The organism is Micromonospora wenchangensis, assembly GCF_002210435.1.
Taxonomy (GTDB): Bacteria; Actinomycetota; Actinomycetes; order Mycobacteriales; family Micromonosporaceae; genus Micromonospora; species Micromonospora wenchangensis.
In genome coordinates this window covers 109,209-132,235 of sequence record NZ_MZMV01000006.1, presented here as the reverse complement: position 1 = coordinate 132,235, position 23,027 = coordinate 109,209, and the positions used below count along the sequence as shown (strand labels likewise).

General features: G+C 73.6%; 23 protein-coding genes. 9 read left to right on the top strand and 14 right to left on the bottom strand.

All coding sequences use genetic code 11. The features are described from left to right. Window positions 1–26: 26 nt before the first annotated feature. Window positions 27–845: a CoA transferase subunit A gene (locus B5D80_RS05330; protein WP_088642629.1), complete on the bottom strand. Its 819-nt coding sequence runs from the start codon at window positions 843–845 to the stop codon at window positions 27–29. A gap of 258 nt (window positions 846–1,103) precedes the next feature. Here B5D80_RS05330 and B5D80_RS05325 point away from each other — a divergent pair, with 258 nt between their 5' ends. The 6 genes from B5D80_RS05325 to B5D80_RS05300 all read left to right on the top strand — a co-directional run bounded on the left by B5D80_RS05325 (window position 1,104) and on the right by B5D80_RS05300 (window position 6,826). After that, entirely contained in the window at window positions 1,104–2,276 is a 1,173-nt protein-coding gene (locus B5D80_RS05325) for a 4-hydroxybenzoate 3-monooxygenase (RefSeq protein ID WP_088642628.1), read from the top strand. 212 nt (window positions 2,277–2,488) lie between these two features. After that, a complete protein-coding gene (locus B5D80_RS05320; protein WP_245854256.1) occupies window positions 2,489–3,451 on the top strand; it encodes an ABC transporter substrate-binding protein in 963 nt (320 codons plus the stop codon). Window positions 3,452–3,514: 63 nt separating this feature from the next. After that, complete coding sequence (locus B5D80_RS05315; protein WP_425437164.1) at window positions 3,515–4,315, top strand: ABC transporter permease; 801 nt, start codon at window positions 3,515–3,517, stop codon at window positions 4,313–4,315. After that, entirely contained in the window at window positions 4,312–5,136 is an 825-nt protein-coding gene (locus tag B5D80_RS05310; protein WP_245854252.1) for an ABC transporter permease, read from the top strand. The genes B5D80_RS05315 and B5D80_RS05310 overlap by 4 nt, the downstream gene beginning before the upstream one ends. Further along, window positions 5,129–5,941, top strand: a complete 813-nt coding sequence (locus tag B5D80_RS05305; protein ID WP_204926584.1) for an ABC transporter ATP-binding protein — start codon at window positions 5,129–5,131, stop codon at window positions 5,939–5,941. Before B5D80_RS05310 ends, B5D80_RS05305 begins: the two co-directional genes overlap by 8 nt. A 30-nt stretch (window positions 5,942–5,971) precedes the next feature. After that, entirely contained in the window at window positions 5,972–6,826 is an 855-nt protein-coding gene (locus B5D80_RS05300) for a PaaX family transcriptional regulator (RefSeq protein ID WP_088642626.1), read from the top strand. Here the strand turns inward: B5D80_RS05300 and B5D80_RS05295 are convergent. The 4 genes from B5D80_RS05295 to B5D80_RS05280 form a co-directional block, all read right to left on the bottom strand. Beyond that, a complete protein-coding gene (locus tag B5D80_RS05295; RefSeq protein WP_088642625.1) occupies window positions 6,789–8,315 on the bottom strand; it encodes an acyl-CoA synthetase in 1,527 nt (508 codons plus the stop codon). The genes B5D80_RS05300 and B5D80_RS05295 overlap by 38 nt on opposite strands. A 55-nt stretch (window positions 8,316–8,370) precedes the next feature. Further along, the gene (locus B5D80_RS05290) at window positions 8,371–8,823 is read right to left on the bottom strand and encodes a MaoC family dehydratase (protein WP_088642624.1); all 453 of its coding nucleotides are present in this window, start codon (window positions 8,821–8,823) and stop codon (window positions 8,371–8,373) included. Next, window positions 8,820–9,722, bottom strand: coding sequence for an amidohydrolase family protein (locus tag B5D80_RS05285; RefSeq protein WP_088642623.1), 903 nt, complete (start codon window positions 9,720–9,722; stop codon window positions 8,820–8,822). Before B5D80_RS05285 ends, B5D80_RS05290 begins: the two co-directional genes overlap by 4 nt. Window positions 9,723–9,783: 61 nt before the next feature. Continuing rightward, the gene (locus B5D80_RS05280; protein ID WP_088642622.1) at window positions 9,784–10,710 is read right to left on the bottom strand and encodes an SDR family oxidoreductase; all 927 of its coding nucleotides are present in this window, start codon (window positions 10,708–10,710) and stop codon (window positions 9,784–9,786) included. Between the two features lie 82 nt (window positions 10,711–10,792). On the opposite strand from B5D80_RS05280, the gene B5D80_RS05275 reads away from it, so the two are divergent. Then, entirely contained in the window at window positions 10,793–11,257 is a 465-nt protein-coding gene (locus B5D80_RS05275; protein ID WP_088642621.1) for a MarR family winged helix-turn-helix transcriptional regulator, read from the top strand. A gap of 5 nt (window positions 11,258–11,262) precedes the next feature. Here B5D80_RS05275 and B5D80_RS05270 read toward each other — a convergent pair whose 3' ends face one another. The 4 genes from B5D80_RS05270 to B5D80_RS05255 are packed head-to-tail and all read right to left on the bottom strand — an operon-like array spanning window position 11,263 to window position 14,239. Next, the gene (locus B5D80_RS05270) at window positions 11,263–12,015 is read right to left on the bottom strand and encodes an IclR family transcriptional regulator (RefSeq protein WP_088642620.1); all 753 of its coding nucleotides are present in this window, start codon (window positions 12,013–12,015) and stop codon (window positions 11,263–11,265) included. Window positions 12,016–12,045: 30 nt separating this feature from the next. Then, a complete protein-coding gene (locus B5D80_RS05265) occupies window positions 12,046–12,984 on the bottom strand; it encodes a PDR/VanB family oxidoreductase (RefSeq protein WP_088642619.1) in 939 nt (312 codons plus the stop codon). After that, window positions 12,981–13,199: a hypothetical protein gene (locus B5D80_RS05260; RefSeq protein WP_088642618.1), complete on the bottom strand. Its 219-nt coding sequence runs from the start codon at window positions 13,197–13,199 to the stop codon at window positions 12,981–12,983. The genes B5D80_RS05265 and B5D80_RS05260 overlap by 4 nt, the downstream gene beginning before the upstream one ends. Next, window positions 13,196–14,239, bottom strand: a complete 1,044-nt coding sequence (locus B5D80_RS05255; protein ID WP_088642617.1) for an aromatic ring-hydroxylating oxygenase subunit alpha — start codon at window positions 14,237–14,239, stop codon at window positions 13,196–13,198. The genes B5D80_RS05260 and B5D80_RS05255 overlap by 4 nt, the downstream gene beginning before the upstream one ends. Before the next feature lie 181 nt (window positions 14,240–14,420). Here B5D80_RS05255 and B5D80_RS05250 point away from each other — a divergent pair, with 181 nt between their 5' ends. Continuing rightward, window positions 14,421–15,209, top strand: coding sequence for a class I SAM-dependent methyltransferase (locus B5D80_RS05250; protein WP_158224139.1), 789 nt, complete (start codon window positions 14,421–14,423; stop codon window positions 15,207–15,209). Window positions 15,210–15,241: 32 nt separating this feature from the next. Here the strand turns inward: B5D80_RS05250 and B5D80_RS05245 are convergent, their stop codons facing one another. The 5 genes from B5D80_RS05245 to B5D80_RS05225 form a co-directional block, all read right to left on the bottom strand. Further along, window positions 15,242–16,216, bottom strand: a complete 975-nt coding sequence (locus B5D80_RS05245) for a nitroreductase family protein (RefSeq protein WP_088642615.1) — start codon at window positions 16,214–16,216, stop codon at window positions 15,242–15,244. Further along, window positions 16,216–17,304 (bottom strand): GNAT family N-acetyltransferase, encoded by a 1,089-nt coding sequence (locus B5D80_RS05240; protein ID WP_088642614.1) that lies wholly within the window; start codon window positions 17,302–17,304, stop codon window positions 16,216–16,218. The genes B5D80_RS05245 and B5D80_RS05240 overlap by 1 nt, the downstream gene beginning before the upstream one ends. Beyond that, window positions 17,301–17,741, bottom strand: a complete 441-nt coding sequence (locus tag B5D80_RS05235; RefSeq protein ID WP_088642613.1) for a DUF4188 domain-containing protein — start codon at window positions 17,739–17,741, stop codon at window positions 17,301–17,303. The genes B5D80_RS05240 and B5D80_RS05235 overlap by 4 nt, the downstream gene beginning before the upstream one ends. Window positions 17,742–17,743: 2 nt before the next feature. Beyond that, on the bottom strand, window positions 17,744–19,321 hold the full coding sequence (locus tag B5D80_RS05230) for a phenylacetate--CoA ligase family protein (protein ID WP_088642690.1): 1,578 nt from the start codon (window positions 19,319–19,321) through the stop codon (window positions 17,744–17,746). A 132-nt stretch (window positions 19,322–19,453) separates the two neighbouring features. After that, window positions 19,454–20,869 carry an FAD-dependent monooxygenase gene (locus tag B5D80_RS05225; protein ID WP_281253437.1) on the bottom strand — a complete coding sequence of 472 codons (1,416 nt, stop codon included), beginning with the start codon at window positions 20,867–20,869 and terminating at the stop codon, window positions 19,454–19,456. A gap of 605 nt (window positions 20,870–21,474) precedes the next feature. On the opposite strand from B5D80_RS05225, the gene B5D80_RS05220 reads away from it, so the two are divergent. Beyond that, window positions 21,475–22,980 carry an endo-1,4-beta-xylanase gene (locus B5D80_RS05220; protein WP_245854251.1) on the top strand — a complete coding sequence of 502 codons (1,506 nt, stop codon included), beginning with the start codon at window positions 21,475–21,477 and terminating at the stop codon, window positions 22,978–22,980. Window positions 22,981–23,027: the final 47 nt, after the last annotated feature.

Sequence of the window (23,027 nt, the reverse complement as noted above, 5' to 3'; positions counted from 1 at the left end):
CCCGGGGCGGGGGTCGGGCGGCGCGCTCATGCCGCCGCCCCGGCCCGGTGCACGTGCCGGTCGAGCCAGGCGCGGAAGGTGTCGCGGTCCCGGCTGACGGCGTCCCAGGCCCGGTAGAAGTCGTTGTCCCGGACCGAGTAGCCCTGGGCGTAGGAGGGGTGGGCGCCGCCGGGCACCTCGGCCACGGCGGTGACCGCCCAGCCGGGCAGCACGACCTGCCCGGGGACGGGGGTCAGCTCGGGCACGACCTCCTCGACGGTGACCAGCGACCGGTGGGCGGCGAGCACCGCCTCCTTCTGCACGCCGGTGATGCCCCACAACTGCACGTTGCCGGCCCGGTCGGCGCGTTGGGCGTGCACCACTGTCACGTCGGGGCGCAGGGCCGCCACGGCGGTGAGGGTCTCGCCGGTGAAGGGGCAGTCGACCGAGCTGACGTTGGCGGTGTGCCGGGGCAGGTCGGTGCCGGTGTAGCCGCGCAGCACGGCGAACGGCAGGCCGGACGCGCCTGCCACGTAGCGGTTGGCCATCCCGGCGTGGCTGTGTTCCTCCAGCTCCAGCGGGCGCGGCCAGGAGTGCTGCACGGCGTCGCGGAACCGGTGCAGTGATCCCACGCCGGGGTTGCCGCCCCAGGAGAACACCAGCCGGCGGGCGCACCCGGCACCGATGAGCTGGTCGTAGATGACGTCGGGGGTCATCCGGACCAGGGTCAGCTCCTGCCGTCGCTGGCGGATGATCTCGTGACCGGCGGCGAACGGGATGAGGTGGGTGAAGCCTTCCAGGGCCACCACGTCGCCGTCGCGGACCAGTTCCGCCACGGCCTGCGCCAGCGGGACGAGCGTTGCCACGGGCCTCCCGCCTCACCTCGGACCGGTGTTCGCCATGCGGACCATCGTGCTCATGTCGAACGTACGACGGGCGGCGACATCCGTCAATGTCCGCATCGGGCCCGGCGTCGGGACGACCACCGTCCGGGCAGGACGTTGACGGGAGCCGGGCCGCGTGCCAACGTTCAATGAGAGAACACCCGTTCGCCAAGCGAACGCAGTCGGTGGCCCGCCGCCGGGCCCCGGTGTCGGGCCGGCGTCCAGGAAGGACGGACCGGGATGCGAACCCAGGTCGGCATCGTCGGCGCCGGGCCGGCGGGCCTCATGCTGTCGCACCTGCTGCACCGGCAGGGCGTCTCCTCGGTGGTGCTGGAGAGCCGCAGCCGCGAGCACGTCGAGCACCGGCTGCGCGCCGGGGTGCTCGAACAGGGTTCGGTCGACCTGCTCTGCCGCACCGGCCTCGGCGAGCGGCTGCTCCGCGAGGGGCTGCGGCACGAGGGCATCGAGCTGCGCTTCGCCGGGGAGTCGCACCGGGTGCCGATGACCGAGCTGACCGGGCGGGCGATCACCGTCTACGGGCAGCAGGAGGTGGTCAAGGACCTGATCGCCGCGCGCCTCGCGGCCGGCGGCACGATCCTGTTCGACGCCGAGGTGACCCGGCTGGACGGGCTCGACTCCCCCGACCCGGTGGTCCACTACCGACGCGACGGCCGCGACGAGCAACTGCGCTGCGACTTCGTGGCCGGCTGCGACGGGTTCCACGGGGTGAGCCGGGGCGCGGTGCCCGACGGGGTGCTGACCAGCTACGAGCGGGCGTACCCGTTCGCCTGGCTGGGGGTGCTCGCCGCCGCCGCGCCGGCCGTGGAGGAACTCGTCTACGCCCACCACGAGCGGGGTTTCGCCCTCTACAGCATGCGCTCGCCGCAGGTCTCCCGGCTCTACCTCCAGGTCGCCCCCGACGAGGACATCGCCGCGTGGCCGGACGAGCGGATCTGGGCGGAGCTGCGGGTCCGGCTGGAGACGGTGCCGGGCTGGTCGCTCACCGAGGGCCCGGTGCTGGAGAAGTCGATCACGCCGATGCGCAGTTTCGTGGTGGAGCCGATGCAGTGGGAGCGGTTGTACCTGGCCGGGGACGCCGTGCACATCGTCCCGCCGACCGGGGCCAAGGGCATGAACCTGGCGCTGGCCGACGTCGCGCTGCTCGGCGAGGCGTTCGCCGCCTGGTACTCCCACGGCCGCGCCGACCTGCTGGCGGGCTACTCCACCACCGCGCTGCGCCGGGTCTGGCGGGCCCAGCACTTCTCCTGGTGGATGACCTCGATGCTGCACCGGCTGGCGCACGACGACCCGTACGAGGCGAAGTTGCAGACCGCGACGCTGCGGTACGCCGCCACCTCCCGGGCGTACGCGACGAGCCTGGCCGAGAACTACGTGGGCCTGCCCGAGGTCTGAGCGACACCACCACGACGCAGCGTCGTTCAACTTATTCATGACGGGCGTCAGAAATTCTTGACTTTCGATGTCGGGGTGGCCGACCATGGCCACCACAGCGGCGTGCGCCCCCACGCAGCGGTTGGTTCCCCCCGCAGGTCCGAGGCATCCCGCCGACTTCCGACGCACCCCACCACCCCCGCCCAGGAAGGGCCTCGTCAATGAAGAAGGTCATGGCTCTCGGGTTGATCGCCGTCACCGCGATCGCCCTCACCGGATGTACCGACTCCGACGCGTCCACCCCGTCCGCGCCGACCTCCGGCGACCTGCGCAAGGTCCGGGTCGCCGCGCTGCCGATCACCGAGACCGCCGCGCTGTGGGGCGGCATCAAGGCGGGCCTGTTCGCCGAGCGCGGGCTCCAGGTCGAGGTGCTGCCCGCCCAGGGCGGCGCGCAGGCCATCCCGGCGCTGATGAACGGCGACATCGACTTCGCCATCGGCCAGCCGTTCGGTCCGTTCCGCGCCGACCTGCAGAACCTGGGCGTCGTCATCATCGGCAACTACGCCTCCTCGTACGCCCAGGGCGACGACATCAACGCCGTGGTGGCCTCGGCGAAGTCCGGTGTCACCAGGCCGGCCGACCTCGCCGGCAAGCGGGTCGCGGTCAACAGCCTGGGCGCGGCCGGCGACGTCACGATCATGGCGGCGGTGGAGAAGGACGGCGGCGACCCCAGGAAGGTCAAGTTCGTCGAGGTGGCCTTCCCGGACGCCCCGGCCCAGCTCGCGGCGGGCAACATCGACGCCGCCTGGGTGCCGGAACCCTTCGTCACCCAGCTGAGGAGCCGGGGCGACAGGTTCGTGGTGGCGCCCTACCAGGCGGTGGTGCCCGGCCTGGCCACCCTGACCACCATCACCACCACCGCCCGCCTCGACAAGGACGCCGAGCTGGTCGAGGACTTCTCCGCGGCGATGAAGCAGACCCTCCAGTGGGCGCAGGACCCGGCCAACGCGCCGGCCCTGCGACAGGCCATCAAGGACAACCTCCAACTGCCGCCGCCGGTGGCGGAGTCGGTCAGGCTGCCGGCGTTCGGCTGGGACGTCGACCGGGCCAGCCTCCAGACGCTCGCCGAACTCGCCGGCAGGTACCGGGTGCTCGACCGGCAGCCCGACCTCGACCGGCTCGTCCGCCAGCAGTAGCCGGCCCGGTGTCGCCCGGCGGCCGGGCCGCCGGGCGACACCGACCACGCCCCCGGAGGTGACATGCCCGTGCCCACCACCCGACGGCCACCCGCGTTGCGCAGGGCGCTGCTGGGCGTCACCGGCCTGGCCGGCTTCCTCGTCGGCTGGCAGGCGATCCCGGCGCTGGGCCTGATCGACCCGCAGTACCTGCCGTACGTGACGGACGTGCTGGCCCGGCTCGCCGAACAGCTCGTCGACCTGGCGTTCTGGCGGCGACTCGGCAGCACCATGACCTCCTGGGCGATCGGGCTGACCGTGGCGACCCTCGCCGCCGTCGCCCTCGGCACCCTCGTCGGCCTGGTGCCGTTCCTGCGCCGTACGACCCACACGATGGTCGAGTTCCTGCGCCCCATCCCGTCGGTCGCGCTCATCCCGCTCGCCGTGCTGATGTTCGGCATCCAGCGGCAGGCCGCCCTGGTCATCATCGTCTACGCGTCGTTCTGGCAGGTGTTCGTGCAGGTGATCTACGGGGTAGCGGACGTCGACGCGGTCGCCCGGGACACCGCGCGCAGCTTCGGCCTGCGCCGCCGCGAGCAGTGGACGCACCTCGTCCTGCCGACCACCCTGCCGTACCTGATGACGGGTCTGCGGCTCGCGGCGGCGGTGGCGCTCATCCTGGCCATCACCGCCGAGATGGTGATCGGCAACCCCGGCCTCGGCCGCATGATCGAGCTGTCCCGCTCCGGCGGCGACGCGGTCGGCCTGTACGCCCTCGTCGTGGTCACCGGCCTGCTCGGGCTGGCGGTGAACCTCGTCTTCCGGTTCGTCGAACGGCGGACGCTGTCCTGGCACGAGTCCGTCCGTGGGGAGCGGGCGCTGTGACCGCGTACCCGGGCCGGGTCGTCGCCGCGCCGCGCCGCCGCCGGGCCGGCACGCGGGCCGTGACGGGCCTGCTGCACGCGCTCGGACTGCCGATGCTGCTGCTGGTGCTCTGGGGCCTGGTGGCGACGAGGGCGACTAACCGGTTCCTCCCCGACCCGGTGACGATCGCCGACGCCTTCGTCGACACCTGGATCGGGCCCGCGTTCGTCCAGGACGTGCTGCCCAGCCTCTACCGGCTCGGCCTCGGGGTCGCCGCGTCGGTCGTGCTCGGCGTCGCCGCCGGCACCGTCATCGGCCTGACCCCGTGGCTGCGTGAGCTGCTCGAACCGCTGCTGGAGTTCCTCCGGGCCGTCCCGCCGCCGGTGCTGATCCCGGTGGCGATGCTCCTGCTCGGCATCACCGACACCATGAAGGTCGTGGTGATCGTCTCCGGCGCGGTCTGGCCGATCCTGCTCAACACGGTCGAGGGGGTCCGGGGCACCGACAGCGTGCTGACGCAGACCGCGCTGTCGTTCCGGGTCACCCGGTGGGAGCGGCTGTGGTTCCTGGTGCTCCCCGCCGCCAGCCCCCGGATCATGGCCGGGGCGCGGCAGGCCCTCTCGGTCGCGCTCATCCTGATGGTCATCTCCGAGATGTTCGCCTCGTCGGCCGGGCTGGGCTACCGGATCGCCTACTTCCAACGCAACTACCTCGTCGCCGAGATGTGGAGCGGCATCCTGCTGCTCGGCGGGGTCGGCGTGCTGCTCGCCGTCGTCTTCGGGGTCGTCGAGCGGCGCGTGCTGCGCTGGTACCACGGAACCAGGGAGGTCAACCGTGTCTGACCGGGGCACCCTGCTGCGGGTGACGCAGCTGAACAAGGTCTACCGGGCCCGCACCGGCGACGTCGAGGCGATCGGGGACCTCAGCTTCACGATGGACGCCGGCGAACTCGTCTGCATCGTCGGGCCGTCCGGGTGCGGCAAGACCACCCTGCTGAAGTGCCTCGCCGGGCTGCTGCGCCCGACCGGCGGCACCGTCGAGATGCACGGCGCGCCGGTGACCGGCCCCAGCCCCGCGATGGCCGTGGTGTTCCAGGAGTACGGCCGCAGCCTCTACCCGTGGCTGACCGTACGCGGCAACGTCGAGCTGCCGCTGCGGCACAAGCGGCTGTCCCGCGCGCAGCGGCACACCCTGGTCGCCGACGCGCTCGACGCGGTGGGCCTGGCGCACGCCGCCCGCAGCCACCCGTGGCAGCTCTCCGGCGGGATGCAGCAGCGGGTGGCGATCGCGCGGGCCGTCGCGTACCAGCCGGAGGTCCTGATCATGGACGAGCCGTTCGCGGCGGTGGACGCGCAGACCCGGGCCGACCTGGAGGACCTGGTGCGGGAGCTGCACGCCCGACGCGGGATCTCGGTGCTGTTCGTCACCCACGACATCGACGAGTCGGTCTACCTCGGGCAGCGGGTGCTGGTGCTGTCCCACGCCCCGACCCGGGTACGCGAGGACCTGGTGATCGACCTGCCGGCCGACCGGGACCAGATCACCACCCGCGCCCTGCCCCGGTTCACCGAGCTGCGCACGCACGTCTACGGCGAGATCCAGCGGGCCAGACGCGGGCAGAATGTGGCCCCGCGACCCGCGCCGTGAGCGCGCCGGGCGTCGGAGGTGTCGGAGGGGATGACTGTGGCTAGGCGACAGCCCAAGCAGCTGGTGCTCGCCTTCTTCGGCGAACACGTCGTCGACGGCGACACCGGGCCGATCCGGGCCAGCGTCCTGATCACCGTGCTGGAGGGGGCGGGGGTCGCCGCGCCGGCGACCCGGGCCACCCTCGACCGGCTGGTGCGCAGCGGCGTCCTCGCCCGGGGCCGCAGCGGTCGGGAGACGCTGTTCTCGCTGACCGAGCACGGGGCGGCGGTGCTGCGTGAGGCGACGTACCGGGTGCGCGGGCCCCGGCCGTTCGACCCGCAGGGCAGCGGCTGGACGCTCGTCACCTTCTCGATCCCGGAGGAGCAGCGGACGCTGCGGCACCGGCTGCGCTCCACGCTGACCTGGGAGGGCTTCGCGCCGATCCGCGACGGGCTGTGGCTGGCCCCCGGCGAGGTCGACCTCGCCGGGTCGTTGGAGCCGCTGCGCCAGGATCTCGCCCCGCACCCCGTGGTCGCCTTCCACGCCCGCGAACTCGCCGGCTTCCCGATCGGCGACAGCGTCCGCTCCGCCTGGGACATCGAGGCGATCCGGCGCGAGCACCTGGCGTTCATCGACAGGTGGGCCGACCCGGCCGCGAGCACGGCGGCGGCGGGCGCGTTGACCCGGCGCACCATGCTGGTGGCGGACTGGCTGGCGCTGCTGCGGGCCGACCCGAGGCTGCCGGCCGAGTTCATGGACGCGCACTGGCCGGCCGCCCGGTCGGCGCAGACCTACCGCCTGGCGCACCGGGCGCTGGCCGAGGCGTCCGCGGCGGAGTTCGCCGCCCTGGTCACCCACCGGCCCACGGTCAGCCGGCGAACCGCGCCCGCAGCTCGGCCTTCCTGACCTTCCCCGACGCGGTGCGCGGCAGCTCGTCCACGACGACCACGTTCTTCGGCAGCTTGTAGCGGGCGACCCGGCCGTCGAGGTGGGCCCGGACGGTGCCGGTGTCCACCGACGCCCCCGACCGGACCGTCAGCACCGCCCACGGCACCTCCCCCCAGCGGTCGTCAGGCACCCCGATCACGGCCGCCGACACCACCCCGTCGATCTCGCCGAGCAGCAGTTCGAGTTCGGCCGGGTAGATGTTCTCGCCACCCGAGATGATCATGTCCTTGAGCCGGCCGGAGACGTAGAGGTAGCCCTCGTCGTCCAGGCGGCCCAGGTCGCCGGAGCGGAACCAGCCGTCGGCGGTGAACGCCTCGGCGGTCGCCTCCGGCAGGCCGTGGTAGCCGGGGAAGACGTTGGGCCCGGCCACCTCGATCTGACCGACCGCACCGGCGGGCAGCACCGCACCTGTCGGGTCGGTGACCCGGACGTCGGTGAAGAAGTGCGGCAGGCCGACGCTGCCCTGCTTGGCCCGGGTCATCGCAGGCGGCAGGGCGGTCGCGCCCGGCGACGCCTCGGTCATCCCGTACCCCTGGGAGAACGACAGGCCGCGCGCCTCGTACGCGTCGAGGACGCGGGTCGGCACGGCGGACCCGCCGCAGGTGAGCTTCGTCAGCGTGGACAGGTCGGTCGAGGCCCAGTCGGGGTGGTCGGCCAGCAGTTGGTAGGTGGTCGGCACGCCGCTGAGCATGGTGACCCGGTGCCTGGCGATCTGCGCGAGCGCCCGGCCCGGCTCGAAACCGCGCTCGATGACCATCGTGGCTCCCTTGAGGATGACGGGCAGCGCGCCCATCCCCAGCGAGGCGACGTGGAACAACGGCGAGATCATCAGCGCCACGTCGGTGGAGACGACGTCGTAGTCGACCACGCAGTTGAGCGCCACCCAGGTCAGGTTGCCGTGGGTGAGCACCGCGCCCTTGGCCCGGCCGGTGGTGCCCGAGGTGTAGACGATCGCCGCCGGGTCGGTGGGGCCGGGGTCGGCGTGCCCGGCCCGTGCCGGGTCGGCGTCGCGGGTCAGCGTCGCCAGGCCCGGCCGGTCCGGGGTGCCCTCGCCGGTGACCAGGACCAGTGGGGGCCGGGCGGTCGGCAGCGCGGCGGCCACCGGCACCGCGAAGTCCGGGTCGTGGATCAGCACCCGGGCCGCGCAGTCGGTCAGCACGTGGCCGATCTCGGGGGGCGCGAGCCGGGTGTTGACCGGCACGAACACGGCACCGAGCCGCACCGCCCCGAACATCACCTGGAGGAACTCCGGGCTGTTCTCGCCCAGGTAGGCGACGGTGTCGCCGGTGCCGACACCGTGCTCCCGCAGCACCGCCGCGACCCGGTCCACGGCGTCGGCGAACTGCGCGTAGGTGACGGTCGCGCCCGCGCCGTGCACGAGGGCGACCCGGTCCGGGGACCTGAGCCGACGCCGGGTGACCCAGGCGTCGATTCCGTGCTGGTGCATCAGCGGTCTCCTGGTGGTGGAGGTGGGATGATGACCTGGCCGGACGCCCGGGGTCTCAGGCGTGGAAGCGGTACAACCCGCGGGCGACCACCGCCGGCTTGGTGCCGCCCTCGATCTCGACGGTCTGGTCGACGGTGAGCTGGTAGCCGCCCCGCACCTCGGCCACCTCGACGACGGTGGCCCGCATCCGTACCCGCGCGCCGACCACGACCGGTGCGGGGAAGCGCACCCGGTCGAGGCCGTAGTTCACCTTGGTGGACACGCCCTTGACCTCCAGCAGCTCGGTCCAGAACGGCACCGCCAGCGACAGGGTGAGGAAACCGTGGGCGATCGGCGCGCCGAACGGGCCGGCCGCCGCCCGCTGCGGGTCGACGTGGATCCACTGGTGGTCGTCGGTGGCGTCGGCGAACAGGTTCACCTGGTCCTGGGTGACCGTCCGGTAGCCGGTGTGCCCCAGGTCGGTGCCGGCGAGGTCGGCGAGCTGGTCGTAGGTGATGGTCGTCGTCATGGCGACTCCTCTCGTCGGTGCGGGCCGAGGCCCAGCAGCCGGGCCGCGTTGTCCTTGAGGATGCCCGGGAGCACCTCCGGCCTCAGGTCGGTGGCCGCCACGTCGCGCAGCCACCGGTCGGGGGTCAGCAGCGGGTAGTCGGTGCCGAACAGCACCCGGTGCCTCAGCACCGAGTTGGCGTGGCGCACCAGCGCGGCCGGGAAGTACTTCGGGCTCCAGCCGGACAGGTCGATCCAGGTGTTGGGCTTGTGGGTGGCCACCGACAGCGCCTCGTCCTGCCAGGGCACCGACGGGTGGGCCATGACGATCTGCAGGTCGGGGAAGTCGGCGGCGACCGGGTCGAGCAGCATCGGGTTGGACAGTCCGAGCCGCAGGCCGTACCCGCCGGGCAGGCCCGCGCCGATGCCGGTCTGTCCGGTGTGGAAGATCGCCGGCAGGCCGGCGCGCTCGATCAGGGCCCACAGCGGGGCGTACGCCTCGTGGCCGGGGTCGAAGCCCTGCACGGTGGGGTGGAACTTGAACCCGCGTACCCCCTCCTGCTCGATCAGCCGGGCGGCGAGGTCGAGGGCCGCCGCGCCGGTGCGCGGGTCGACCGACCCGAAGGGGATGAGCACGTCGGCGTGTTCGGCGGCGGCGCGGGCGATCTCGGCGCTGGACAGCGGCGGGTGCCGCAGTTGGGTGCCCGCGTCGACGGTGAAGACGACGGCGGCCATCTGCCGTTCGCGGTAGTACCGGGCCACCGCGTCGACGGCGGGTCGGGGCCCGTCGGTGCGGAAGTACTTCGACACGGCGGCCACCAGCGGTTCGGGCAGCGAGGCGTGGCCGTGGTCGTCGACCTCGATGTGCACGTGCATGTCGATCGCGGTGACGGCGTCGAGGTCGATCGCGGACTGGTACATCAGGCGGCCTCCGTCGGGCGGTCCGGTCCGGCGGGTCGGGCGGTCTCGTCGGTCGGCCGGGTCAGGGGGTCGCCGGCTGGAACCGGGCGGGCAGTTCGGGGAAGCGTTCGCCGACGCTCTGCGTGGCCCCGTCGAACGTCGTCGGCCAGGCCTCCACCAGCGCGTCGTAGGTCCAGCCGCCCTCGCGGTAGGCGGTCAGTGCCGCCTCCGGGTGGGTCCAGATCTGCAGGCGGTCGCCGCCGACCCCGATCACCTGCCCGGTGACCTTGGCCGCCGCGTCGGAGGCGAGGAAGGCGACCAGGCCGGCCACGTCGTCGACGGTGCCGAAGCCGAGGTCGTGCCGGAAGAACGCGGGCATCGGCTCACCGTCGGCCTCGGCGCGGACGGCGGCGGCGAAGTAGGGGACGGTGGCGGTCATCGCGGTCGCGGCGACCGGGACGACGGTGTTGGCGGTGATGCCGGCCCGCTTCAGCTCCAGCGCCCAGGTGCGGACCATGCCGACGATGCCCGCCTTGGCCGCCGCGTAGTTGGTCTGGCCGAAGGTGCCCCGCTGGCCGGTGGGCGAGCCGATGCAGATGATCCGGCCGCCCTCGCCGGCCTGCCGCATGTGCCGCACCGCCTCGCGCACGGTGGTGAAGGTGCCGCGCAGGTGCACGGTGACGACGGTGTCGAAGTCGTCGTCGCTCATCTTCCACAGCACGGTGTCGCGCAGGACCCCGGCGTTGGTGACCAGGGCGTCGAGCCGGCCGAACGCGGCGAGGGCGGTGTCGACCAGTTCCTTGGCGGTCTCGGTCGGGCCCACCGGCGCGGTCACCCCGACGGCCCGCCCGCCGGACGCCTCGATCGTGGCCACCGCCTCGGCCGTGGCATCGGCGTCGACGTCGTTGACCACGACGTGGGCGCCCCGCCGCGCCAACTCCTGGGCGTAGGCCAGGCCGAGGCCGCGCCCGGAGCCGGTGACGATGGCGACTTTGCCGTCCAGTGACATGGGCACTCCCTTCCGTCGATGCGATCTGAGCACGAACCATTGAGAATGTCAATTATTCAGGAAGCTTGCTACCATCGTCGCCATGCCCGCCGAACGGACCCGGTCGACCGGCCGCGACCGGCTGCGGGACAGCGCGCTCGCCGGTGACCTGAGCTTCCTGCTGGCCCGCGCCAACGCGCTCGCCCTCGCCGCGGCGAACGCCGCCCTGGCCACCCACGGCCTGAAGGCCCGCTCCTACTCGGTGCTCGCGCTGGCCGCCGACGACGTCCGCCCGACCCAGCGGGAACTCGCCGAGTTCCTGCGGCTCGACCCGAGCCAGGTCGTCGCCCTCGTCGACGGGCTGGAACAGCGGCACCTCGTCGAGCGGCACGCCGACCCCGCCGACCGGCGGGCCAACGTCCTCGTCGCCACCGACGCCGGCCGGGCCCTGTTCGCCCGCGCCCGCGACGCCGTCCGCGCCGTGGGGATCGACTCGCTGTCCGTCGTGCCGGCACAGGACCGGGCCCGGCTGGCCCGGCTGCTGCGGCTGCTGGCCTTCCCCGACTGAACCCCTCACCGGGGCGTGCCGCCCAGGGCCCGGGACAGCACCCGGCCCGCCGCCTGGACCAGCGGGGCCAGCGCCACCGGGTCCGCCCGGTCGTGGGCGACCACCAGCGACAGCGCCGCCACCACCCCCTCCGGGGCCCGCACCGGCGCGGCCACCGACAGGGCGTCCATGGTGACCTGACGGTCGCTGACCGCGTACCCGACCCGGCGCACCTCGGCCAGGCAGCGGCGCAACCGCCCCGGATCGGTGACGGTCAACGCGGTGTAGCGCTCCAGCGGCCCGGCCAGCACCCGTTCCTGCACCTCGGCCGGGGCGTGGGCGAGCAGCACCAGCCCGACCCCGGTGGCGTGCAGCGCGAACCGGCCGCCCACCCGGGTGCGCACCGGCACCGCCCGCCGGCCGGCGATCCGTTCGATGAACACCAGTTCCAGCCCCTGCCGGACGGCGAGCTGCACGTTCTCGTGCGTCACCTCGTACAGGTCCTCCATCACCGGCAGGGCCACCTCGCGCAGCCCCAGGCCCCGGGGCGCGAGCGAACCCACCTCCCACAGCCGCAGGCCGATCCGGTACCGCCCGTCCCCGCCGCGCTCCAACGCGCCCCAGGCGAGCAGTTCCGCCACCCGGCGGTGCACGGTGGACAGCGGCAGCCCGGCCCGGCGGGCCAGTTCGCTGAGCGTCAGGGCCGGACTGGCCGGGCTGAACGCGTCGAGCAGCGCCAGCACCCGGCTGGTCACCGTCCGCCCCGGCTGCCCGCGCATCCCACCATCCTCCCCGCCCGCGCCGGCCGGTCACAGCTCCAGGACGAGCCGGGGGGTACGGGCCCGCGAGACACAGATCAGCATGGTGTCCCCGGCGGCGCGGTCCTGCGCGGACAGCAGACTGTCGCGGTGCTCCGGCACCCCGGCCAGCACCGGTGTCTCGCAGGTGCCGCAGGTGCCCTCCCGGCAGGACGACAGGACCGGCACCCCGGCCTCCTCCACCGCCCGCAGGATCGGCACCCCCGGCGGCACGGTCACCGTCCGCCCGGACAGCGCGAGTTCCACCTCGATCGCCGTGTCCGGGAAGGTGGTGTCGTCCCGGGGGGCGAACCGCTCGACGTGCAGGCGGCCGGGCGGCCAGTCCCGGCAGTGTTCCTCCACCGCCCGCACCAGCGATTCCGGGCCGCAGCAGTAGACCGGCCCGTCGCCGGGCCCGGCCAGCAGCCCGGCCAGGTCGAGCAGTCCCGTCTCGTCCTGCGGGTACAGGTCGACCCGGTCGCCGTACCGGTCGCGCAGCGCGGTGGCGTACGCCATCGCGGCGCGGGTCCGTCCGCCGTACGACAGGTGCCAGTCCGCACCCGCGGCGTCGGCGGCGGCGACCATCGGCACGATCGGGGTGATCCCGATGCCACCGGCGACGAAACGGTAGTGCCGGGCCGCGACCAGCGGGAACGTGTTACGGGGGCCGTGCACCCGGACGGTGCCGCCGACGGTGAGCCGCTCGTGCGCCGCCCGGGAGCCGCCGCGCCCCGCCGCCTCCCGCTGCACCGCGATCCGCAGGACGGACCGGTCGGCCGGGTCACCGCACAGGGAGTACTGCCGCAGCAGCCCCGGGCCCAGTTCCAGGTCGACGTGCGCGCCCGGCTCCCAGCCGGGCAGCGCCGCGCCGTCGGCGCGGGCCAGGCCGAACTCGACGACCCCGGTGGCCACCTGCTGCCGGGTGACCACCACCAGGTCCGTCGCGGTCACGCCGGCACCGCCTGTCGACCGGTCGGGTCGGCCGCCGGCACGGTCGGGAGGTGGTGGCCCCGCGGATGGTCGAGCAGCCACTGCCACAACGCGACCGGCTCCTCGGCGAGCCGCTGCGCGCCGCAGTGGCAGATGCCGCGCAGGGTGTCGGTGCCCGGCACCCAGTGGACCCGGTAGACCCGGCCCCCGCCTGGTGCGTCGGCCCCGGGGCTCACCGGGGCGCTCCCACCGTCCCCGACCCGACCAGCCGGGCCAGCAGCCGCCGGGCGGCCAGCCCACCGGTGTCGATGTTGATGCTCAGCTCCTGGTACCGCTCCGGTTCGGCGGCGATCACCCGCTCCAGGACGTTCAACGCCGCGACGTCCTGCATCACCACCGTGTGGTTGCTCTGGTGCAGGTACGCGCTGACCGACTCGTCGTCGACCGCGAAGTCCCGCGCCACCGCCCAGAAGTCGTACGTGCTGTGCGCGGTCGACGGGGTGATGGCGTAGACGATCTCGGCGTGGAAGGCGGCGCTGTCCTCGCCCTCGGCGGGTGGATAGACCCCCTGCGGGGCGATCCGGCTGTGCAGCAGGTAGAGGCACGGCGGGTGGTACTCGATGTCCTGCCAGCGGGTGATCCGGCCCTGGATGCCTGTCGAGCGGGCGTAGAACGGCGGGCACTCGGCGTCGTCCATGTGCCGGCTGACGTGCACCACACCCCGGTCCTCGTCCACCTCGGTGGTGATCGGGGTGTCCGCCACCTCCGGCGTGCCGATGTAGCCGCCGTGCAGGTAGGTCTCGTGGGACAGGTCCATCAGGTTGTCCACCAGCAGGCCGTAGCGGGCGTCCAGCGGGGCCATGCCGCGGACCACCGCGTACCGGGGGTCGGCCAGCCACGGCGCGCGGGGGATCGTGGCCGGGTCGGCGCGCTCCCGGTCGCCGATCCACACCCAGACGAGGGAGTCCTGCTCCACCACCGGGTACGCCGCGACCCGCGCGGTACGCGGAATCCGCTGCTGGCCGGGGACGAAGACGCAGGCTCCGGTGGGGTCGTAGGTGAAGCCGTGGTAGCCGCAGACGACGGTGTCGCCGTCGAGGCGGCTCTGCGACAGCGGGAAACGCCGGTGCACGCACCGGTCGGCGAGCGCCACCGCCTCCCCCGCGCCGGTGCGGTAGAGCACCAACGGCTCACCGAGCACGGTACGGGCGAGCAGGTCCCGGCCGACCTCGACGCCGTGGGCCGCCACGTACCACTGGTCCCGGGCGAACTCCATCCGCACGACCTCCTCGCGGGCTGACCATCGACGGAGACGAATCATCGCGTCCGGGGCCGCCGCCGGGGACCACGCCTTCCGTCCAGTGGAAGACGGGTGGCGGCACACCGCCGACCGGGAACGCGGCGGACGTCGCCCGACCGGGGCGCCGCGGCTGCGGGTCGTGCGGCACGATGGCCGGGTGGACACGCAGGGCTACTCCTTCGACAACGCCAGCGACCAGGCCACCGCGCACCACGACGCGCTGGCGGGCCTGCTGGACGGACCGACCCGGGCCGCCCTCACCGAACTCGGCGAGTTGACCGGCCGACGCTGCCTGGAGGTGGCCGCCGGGGCCGGCAGCATCGCGCTCTGGCTGGCCGGACGGGCCGCCGAGGTGGTCGCCACGGACATCGCCCCGCAGCACATCCCGGCCCGGCCCGGCCTCGTCGTGCGCCGCGAGGACATCGTCACCGACCAACCACCCGGCACCTTCGACCTGGTGCACGCCCGGCTGGTCCTCGGCCACCTGCCCCGCCGGGAGGAGGCGCTGCGGCGGATGGTCGCCGCGCTGCGGCCCGGCGGCGCGCTGCTGATCGGCGAGTTCGCCCACCCGCCCGCCGACTTCGTCGCCGACGCACCCGACGCGGCAACCGCCGACCTGCTGATCCGTTACCTGGCCGCCCACGTGGCGACGCTGACCGCGCGGGGCCTCGACACGGGGTGGGCGCGGCGGGCCCCCGCCGTCTTCGTCGACGCGGGGCTGACCGACGTGCGGTCGGGCACCACAGCAGACCAGTGGCGGGGCGGCGACCCGGGCTGCCGGTTGCTGCGGGCCGGCATTCCCCAGCTCCGGGCCGCCCTGCTGACCCACGGGGTGACCGACGCCGACCTCACCGCGACGATGGCCGCCCTCGACGACCCCCGGGTGGTCGTCAACGGCTTCCCCTTCGTGCAGATCAGCGGTCGCGCCCCGGCCAATCCGGCCTGACCACGTCGGGCCGCCGCCGACCTCCGGGCCGGTCAGGCCCGACCGGCAGCGACCCGGCGGGCCGAGCGGGGTGCGGGGCGGGTGGGCCGGCCGACCCGGGTGACGTGCAGCAGGCGCTGCGGCGCGACGTCGAGCAGCGCACCGAGCGCCGCCCGAGTGGCGGGGACGTCGATGAGCTGGCTCAGCGGGTGGGCGGCCAGGCCCGCCGTGTGCAGGGTCAGCCAGGCCCGCAGCAGCACCCGTCCGAACTCGACCTGGCCGGGCGGGTCGAGGTGGTCCGGGGCGATCAGGACCAGCACGGTGCCGCCGAGGGCGAGGGGGTCGCCCCCGGCGGCGGCGAGCAGTCGCGGCAGGCCCAGCGGGCGCAGCACCGGGTACCCGGCCAGTGCCGCGCGCAGCCCGACGGCGGCGGGACGCGACAGGACGAGGCACCTGTCGGTCAGCCCGTCGGCGTGGTAACCCGGATGTGTCGGGTCCAGCCGCAGCCATTGCCGCAGTTCGGCGACGACCGCCGGGTCGGCGTACTGCCGGCGGTCGGCGGTGCGCAGCAGGGTGCCGAGCCGGCCGGCGTCCGGCACGGCCCGCACGGCGCCGCCGGCCGGGCGGGCGACCGCCTCCAGCGCGGTCAGGGTCTCCGGGTCCACCGCCCCGGTGAGGGTGCCCCGATCGGTCCGGCGGTCCCACACGTCGCTGGTGCGGAACGGCGTCGGGTAACGCTCGGGCGCGGGCCGCAGCGAACCCACCCACCTGTGCTGTTCGTCGTGGTCGGCGACGTACTCCAGCCGCAGGCCGGCGTCGGCCGCGACGACCAGGCAGGTTTCGACGAACGCGCCGAGGGACAGCCGCAGGTCCCGGCCGGTGGGGTCGCCGACGGGCAGGGTGTGGGCGGGGTCCCAGCCGATCCGGATCGCGTCGGGTTCGTAGCGCAGCCGCCACGGCTGGGTGTTGTGCGCGCTCGGTGCCCGCCAGCACCACGGTTCGAGGGCGCGGAACGCGTCGTGGTCCATCAGCGCTCCCTGGCGTAGAAGGTGTACCCGTGCAGCGGGCGACCGCCGAGGCGGCGGTACTGGGCGGCCGAGGCGGCGTTGTCCCGCTCGACGTAGGTGCTGCGCAGTGTGGTGTAACCCCCGTCGTACAGGTTGCGGTGCAGGTGGGTGGAGAGCAGCCGCTGGTAGCCGCGTCCCTGGTGCTGCGGGAGCACCCCCTTGACGATCAGCACCGCCTCCCGGCGGTAGCGGCGGCGGGCGGCGAGCAACCGGGCCTGGTTGAGCAGGTGCAGGTCGCCCCGGACGGTGATCAGGAACTCGCTGATGTCGGGTACGCAGAGCACGAACGCTACCGGCTCGCCGTCGCGGGTCAGGTAGAGCAGCAGCGACTCGTCCAGCAGGTACGCCAGCCCGTCGGTCTGCCGCCGTAGCTGAGCGGCGGAGATCGGCGTGTAGTAGCCGAGCTGGGCGAAGGAGGCGTTGAGCATCCCGCGCAGCAGGTCGAGCTGTTCGTCGAGGCGGCGTACGTCGCCCCGGTGCAGTGCGATCCGCGCGCCGTCCGGGTCGACGTGCACCGGCGGGACCGGCTCCGGCGGGGCGGGCACGGGGCAGATCCAGGTGTCGGCCTCGAACCGGCGGACGAACCCGTACGCCTCGTAGGCGGTCGGGTACCACGGCGGGTTCCAGGCGCTGTCGACGAAGCCCCGCTCGGCGTGCCCGGAGGTGATCACGCCGCCGGCCTGGTTGGGTAGCAGCGCCACCGGGCCGAACAGCAGGTCCCGGTCGGTGCCGGCGTGCGCGGTGATCGCGTCGAACAGCGGCTTCGCCGCCGGCTCGGTGAACTCGGTGAGCCCGAAGAGCTGGCAGCGGCGGCCGAGCTTGGCGTCGAAGTCCGCGTCGGTGTGCAGGGTGGTCCGGCCGACGACCGTGCCGGCGGCGTCGCGCAGCAGGTACAGCGGTACGCCGTCGCGCCACCAGCGGCGGATCTGCTGACGGCCGGTGGGCACGTGGCGGGGTTCGCCGGCGTAGAGCCGGTCGCCGAAGGCCAGGAACTGCCGCAGGCCGCGCCGGTCGGTGACCCGGGTGAACCGGTGCCGGGCGGGGCTCATCGGCGTACCGCCGGCCCGGTCGTCTCCGCGCCCAGCGGGGTGAAGGTGTCGATGTGACCCATCTCGGGGCCCTCGGCCCGCCAGGTGCCGTTGGAGTAGCCGTCGGGGCTGGCGGTGTAGAGCCGGATGAAGCCGGCGGTGGCGTTGCGGGTGCCGTCGGTCAGCCAGACCATCAGCCGGCGATGGTGCCGGGTGCGGGCGAAGCGCAGCATCGCGTCGCGGTCGGTGAAGAACGCGATGGTGCCGAGGGTCAGCGGGAACTGCCAGTAGACGGTGTGCCAGCAGTAGCCGTTCATCCGGCGCATGTCGCGCAGCATCCGGAACCAGGAGGGGGCGAGCCGCAGCAGCACCAGCGGGTTGGTGTAGCGGGTGCCGCCGATGAACATGGCGCCGGCGCGGGCCTGCGCGGGGGCACGGGAGAAGTCACGGGTACGCATGGTCACCTCACCAGGTAGCTGTTCTTGATCTTCTGTTGGCCGGCGAACGGGCCGGTGCCGGGCTCGTGCAGCTCGACCCGCAGGTCACCGGCGGTGGAGTCCTCCACCAGGGACTGCGCGAAGTCGCGGGAGACGGAGGTCAGGTGGCGGCGGACGCCGAGGCGGCACGCGTCGGCGAGCGCGGCGCGTTGCGGGGCGGTCAGCGGGCGGCGCAGTTCGAGGTGGATCACCGGTCGGCTCTCCAGCGTCGCGTCCTCGACGAGGGCCAGGCAGAACCGGCTGATCTCGGCGGCGTACGGGTTGCCGACGTAGAGGCCGTACTCGACGTCCTGCGGGTAGAGGTTCGCGCCGAGGTAGGAGATGGTGGAGTCGCTGCGGCCGAACAGCAGCAGCAGCGGCAGGGTCATCCGTTCGGCGGCGAGCGCGGTGCGCAGCTCGGCCCGGCGTACCGGGTCGGCGCAGACCAGCTCGACGGCCCGCTGGTACGACACGAGCAGCGCCTCGTCCCCGACGTTGTAGCGCAGCCGGGGCTGGAGCACGTCCCCGGTGACCGTGCAGAGCAGTTCCCGTCGCTCGTTGGTCTCCAGGTAGGTGGCGAACGGGTTGTACTGGAACACCATCGGCAGCCGTTGCTCGTCGGTGCCGAGCAGGGCGTCGCGCAGCCCCCGGTCGGTCTGCAGACGGCGGCGCAGCCACACGGTGAACCGGGTCTCCGCGCCGATGCCGATGCTCAGGTCCGACGCCCCGTACGCCGACCGGACGAGGGTGAAGCGTTGCTCCAGGTAGTCGCGCAGCGCCTCGGTCATCGCCTCCCCGCCGCAGCTGGCCGCGACGCGGTACCGCGACCAGGGGAAACCCTCGGCGTCGAGCCGGTCGCGCAGGTGCTTGAGGAACGGCGGGTAGGCGGTCACCAGGTAGTCGAAGTCGGGGCCGAACTCCCGCAGAGTGTCGATGATCTTCCCGAGGTCGGGGCCGGTGTTCTTCACCACCGCGATCCGGGCCATCGCCGCGCCGGTGGTCGTCCCGGTCGCCCAGGCCCCCATCGAGTAGGCGTTGATGACGAACGGCCGGCGCATCGGGAAGACCAGTCCGGTGTAGCCGGCGATGTCCCGGTGCACGGCGTGCAGTTCCCGTGCGCCGCGCGGCCAGTTGAACGGCTGCCCGGCCGAGCCGGCGGACTCGTCGACGACCACCCCCCGGGTGGGCAGCCGCCCGTGCCGGCACCGGGCGGCGGCGTCGTGCGCCAGCACGTAGCTGCGTTTGTCGGTCTCGGGGAAGTCGGTGAGCCGGCGGCGTACGCCCGCCGGGCGGGCCTGCAGGAAGGCGCGGTAGGCGGGGACCTGCCGGGCGGCCCGGGCGCACACCGCGCGGGCGTGCGCGGCGGCCAACGCGTCCAGCGCCGGGTGGTGCCGCCGGGCCGTCCAGCGCCAGCCGGCGGGGTGCCGGGCGGCGAGCCGGCCCAGCGCGGCCACCGCGCGGCCGAGGGCCCCCAGGCCGACCTGCCGGCCGTGCGCCACCACGGCCGGTAACGGCGATTCGACGGTACGCAGGGCGACGGGTCGGTGCGGTAGCTCGGCCATGCCGACCACTCTGTCCGGGCCGGCGCGCCGGGTCCTGAGGCCGGATGCGGTGGGTACCTGAGTATTCCTACTCGGTCGGCCGCCCCGGCCCGCTCGTGCCGGGTGTTCCCGGCACGGGCGGGCCGGCAGCGGTCAGCCGGTGGGCCGGCCGAACCAGCGGGTCAGGTGGTCGTCCAGGTCGGCCTGGTCGTCGCCGACCCAGGCGACGTGACCGTCGGGGCGCAGCAGGACGCACGGGGCGTCCAGGGCCGCCGTGGGGTCGGTGAGGTGGTCGACCCGGTCGGCCCAGCCGGCGACGCCGAGCCGACCGGTGCGGTCCAGCAGCAGGCCCCGGCCGTGGCGCAGCCGGTCGTAGAGGCGACCCGCTCGCACCTCGATGTCCCGCAGCCGCCGGCCGAGCAGGTCGGGTCCCGGGCCGAGGTCGTAGCGGACGCCGATCGCGGTGATCTTCTCGGTCAGGTGGCGGTTCACCGCGTCGAAGGCCACCAGTTCGGTGAGCAGCCGGCGTACGGCCTGCGCGCCCGGTCCGTCGGAGAGCAGTTCCGTCTGGGCGCGGGTGTTGTCCAGCACGTCCGCGGCGACCGGGCGGCGTTCGTCCTGGTAGGTGTCCAGCAGGGTGGCCGGCGCCCAGCCCCGGACCTGGCCGGCCAGTTTCCAGCCGAGGTTGACCGCGTCCTGCACGCCGAGGTTGAGGCCCTGCCCGCCGATGGGCGGATGGATGTGCGCCGCGTCGCCGGCCAGCAGCACCCGCCCGACCCGGTACGCGTCGGCCAGCCGGGTGGCGTCGCCGAAGCGGGACAGCCAGCGTGGGGAGTGCACCCCGAAGTCGGTGCCGGCGACGGCACGTAACCGCTGCCGGACCTCGTCGATGGTGGGCGGTACGGCCCGGTCGGTGACCCCGGCGGCGGGGACGACGACCCGGCAGGCCCCGTCGCCGAAGGGGGTCAGGCTGAACCGTCTGTCGGGCCTGCCGAGGCCGGCCAGCGTGGCCGCGATCTCCTCGGGCGACACGCCGACCGCCATCTCCCCCATCAGCGTCTCGGTCCGCGCGGGTTCGCCGGGGAAGCCGACGCCGAGCAGCTTGCGCACGGTGCTGCGGCCGCCGTCGCAGCCGACGAGGTAGCGGGCCCGCAGCCGGTGCCCGTCGGCCAGCGTGACGCTCACCCCCGCGCCGTCCTGGTCGAGGCCCACCACCGGCGTGCCGTGGCGGACCTGCGCCCCGATGCCGGTCGCGTGCTCTTCGAGCAGCCGCACGACGACTGGCTGCGGGATGCCCAGCAGGTAGGGGTGGGCGGTGTCCAGGCCGGGGGGCGGGGGCGCGGCGATGGCGGCGAAGAAGCCGGCGGCGGGTCGTCGCCGGCCGTGTTCGTGCAGGCGGTCGAGCAGTCCGCGCATCGCCATCAGTTCGATGGTGCGCACGTGCAGGCCGACGATCCGCACCATCGAGGTGGGCTCGGTCTCCAGTTCCAGGACGAGTACCCGCACGTCGTGCAGCCGTAGTTCGGCGGCGAGCATCGCCCCGGTCGGGCCACAGCCGACGATGATCACGTCGGCGTCGTGGGATGGCCGGCCGGCAGGGGCCGGGGGCGGGAAACCTGGTGCGGGTTCGACCGCGGCGGTGGGCGGGGTGGTGGCGAACTGCGACTGGTGCACGGGAAGCGCCTTTCGGGAGAGCCTGGTGGGCGGGCGCTCCCGGGCGACGGTTACGTCGGTCGCCCGACCGCGACGTTCAGGGGGAGCACCCACGTGGGTACGGCGTTCATGGGTCTCACCTCCTCGGGCGGTGTCACGGGCAGCGGCAACCTATCCACCGGCCGGCGGCCTGTCCAGCGTTTTTCCGGCCGTCCGGCCGTCCGGTCGTCCGGTCACCGCTGGACCGGATTTCGAATGTTTCGGCGTCCGCCCGGCGGATGGTGGACGCAACCGCGCGTGGCCCTTCGGGCGACCCGATGTCCCGGCGCGTCGACCTGCGCGAATCTGACTTCCGCCAGCTCGGCACGCCCGCAGAGGTTTCCGGAACATTTCCGAAAGTTGTTGACAGTGCGGTCGAGTGGTATCGATACTGACCCTTCGATGGGCATACACATGCATCGATTATTGAAGTCATGTAGCGAGGAGGGTCCGTGGGCAGCAGCCTGAGGCGACGCAGGATAGTGAGCAGAACAGCCTTGCCGGCGGCGGTGTTGCTGCTGGTCGGTGGCGCGGTGGCGGTCCAGTCCGGCACCCCGGCCGTCGCCGCCGAGACCACGCTGCGGGCCGCGGCGGCCAAGGCCGGGCTGTTCTTCGGCACCGCGTCCTCACCGAACCGGCTCTACCCGATCCTCGGTCAGGAATTCGGCCAGCTGACCCCCGAGAACGACATGAAGCCCGACCGGATCGCCACGTCGAGCGGTGGGCTGCAGAACACCAGCGGCGCGGACCAACTGGTCAACCACGCGCAGAGCAACGGCATGCTGGTCCGGGGGCACACCCTGGTGTGGCACTCGCAGGCCGGCGCGCTCCAGGGGGCCAGCCAGGCCACGCTGAACACCTTCATCGGCAACGCCATCAACCGCTGGGGCAGCAAGATCGCCTACTGGGACGTGGTCAACGAGGCGCTGGAGGACAACAACACCGGCCGCCGCCGCAACCAGTGGCCGCACACCATGAACCGGGACGCCAACGGCGACGGCGACTTCTTCGACGCCGGGGACACCGACGTCATCCGGGACTCGTTCATCCGGGCCAAGCAGGTCGTGCAGGCCGGCGGCTACTCCACCAAGCTCTGCATCAACGACTACGACGTCGAGGGGCTGACCGTCCAGGGCGGTGGCCCCAACCGCAAGGCCAACGCGCTGTACGACATCGTGCGGACCTACCGCCAGTACATCGACTGCGTCGGGTTCCAGTCGCACTTCAACGACAACCCGAACAGCATCATCAGCAACGACCTCCAGGCCAACATCCAGCGCTTCGCCGACCTCGGCGTCGAGGTGCACCTGTCCGAGGTCGACATCGACGACGACCTGAGCAACAACGACATCGGCGCCGGCCAGGCGGACAACTACCGCAAGGTCGTCCGGGCCTGCCTGAACGTCGCTAAGTGCACCGGCATCACCGTCTGGGGCATCTCCGACAGCGAGTCGTGGCGTTCCTCCGAGCGGGGCCTGCTGTTCACCGGCGGCAACGGCAACTACCAGAAGAAGGCGGCGTACTACGCCGTCCTCGACGAGCTGAACAAGGGCCGGAGCACCACCCCGCCGACCACCACGCCGCCGCCGACCACCCCGCCCCCGACGACGCCGCCGCCCACCACCCCGCCGCCGACCACTCCGCCCCCCACCACCCCGCCGCCGACGACTCCGCCGCCGACCACGCCGCCGCCGACGTCCGGCTGCACGGCCACGGTGTCGTTGAACTCCTGGACCGGCGGTTTCGTCGCCACCGTCCGGGTCACCGCCGGCAGCGCGCCGATCCAGGGCTGGAACGTCCAGCTCACCCTGCCGTCGGGCGCCGCGGTCACCGGCGTGTGGAACGCCAACCGCACCGGCACCAGCGGCAGCATCCAGTTCAGCAACGTCAGCTACAACGGCTCGGTCGCCGCCGGCCAGTACACCGAGTTCGGTTTCCAGGGCACCGGGGCCGCCACCGGCCTGACCCCGGTCTGCACCGCCTCCTGAACTCCGCCTGTCCCGGGTGGGCGCGGACCGCCCGCCCGGGACGGGCA

Bases quoted from the DNA above. Each gene is read 5' to 3' on its own strand.
- B5D80_RS05325 (WP_088642628.1), top strand. From the start codon at position 1,104: ATGCGAACCCAGGTCGGCATCGTCGGCGCCGGGCCGGCGGGCCTCATG.
- B5D80_RS05320 (WP_245854256.1), top strand. From the start codon at position 2,489: ATGGCTCTCGGGTTGATCGCCGTCACCGCGATCGCCCTCACCGGATGT.
- B5D80_RS05315 (WP_425437164.1), top strand. From the start codon at position 3,515: ATGCCCGTGCCCACCACCCGACGGCCACCCGCGTTGCGCAGGGCGCTG.
- B5D80_RS05300 (WP_088642626.1), top strand. From the start codon at position 5,972: ATGACTGTGGCTAGGCGACAGCCCAAGCAGCTGGTGCTCGCCTTCTTC.
- B5D80_RS05295 (WP_088642625.1), bottom strand. From the start codon at position 8,315: ATGCACCAGCACGGAATCGACGCCTGGGTCACCCGGCGTCGGCTCAGG.
- B5D80_RS05290 (WP_088642624.1), bottom strand. From the start codon at position 8,823: ATGACGACGACCATCACCTACGACCAGCTCGCCGACCTCGCCGGCACC.
- B5D80_RS05285 (WP_088642623.1), bottom strand. From the start codon at position 9,722: ATGTACCAGTCCGCGATCGACCTCGACGCCGTCACCGCGATCGACATG.
- B5D80_RS05280 (WP_088642622.1), bottom strand. From the start codon at position 10,710: ATGTCACTGGACGGCAAAGTCGCCATCGTCACCGGCTCCGGGCGCGGC.
- B5D80_RS05275 (WP_088642621.1), top strand. From the start codon at position 10,793: ATGCCCGCCGAACGGACCCGGTCGACCGGCCGCGACCGGCTGCGGGAC.
- B5D80_RS05270 (WP_088642620.1), bottom strand. From the start codon at position 12,015: ATGCGCGGGCAGCCGGGGCGGACGGTGACCAGCCGGGTGCTGGCGCTG.
- B5D80_RS05255 (WP_088642617.1), bottom strand. From the start codon at position 14,239: ATGGAGTTCGCCCGGGACCAGTGGTACGTGGCGGCCCACGGCGTCGAG.
- B5D80_RS05245 (WP_088642615.1), bottom strand. From the start codon at position 16,216: ATGGACCACGACGCGTTCCGCGCCCTCGAACCGTGGTGCTGGCGGGCA.
- B5D80_RS05240 (WP_088642614.1), bottom strand. From the start codon at position 17,304: ATGAGCCCCGCCCGGCACCGGTTCACCCGGGTCACCGACCGGCGCGGC.
- B5D80_RS05235 (WP_088642613.1), bottom strand. From the start codon at position 17,741: ATGCGTACCCGTGACTTCTCCCGTGCCCCCGCGCAGGCCCGCGCCGGC.
- B5D80_RS05230 (WP_088642690.1), bottom strand. From the start codon at position 19,321: ATGGCCGAGCTACCGCACCGACCCGTCGCCCTGCGTACCGTCGAATCG.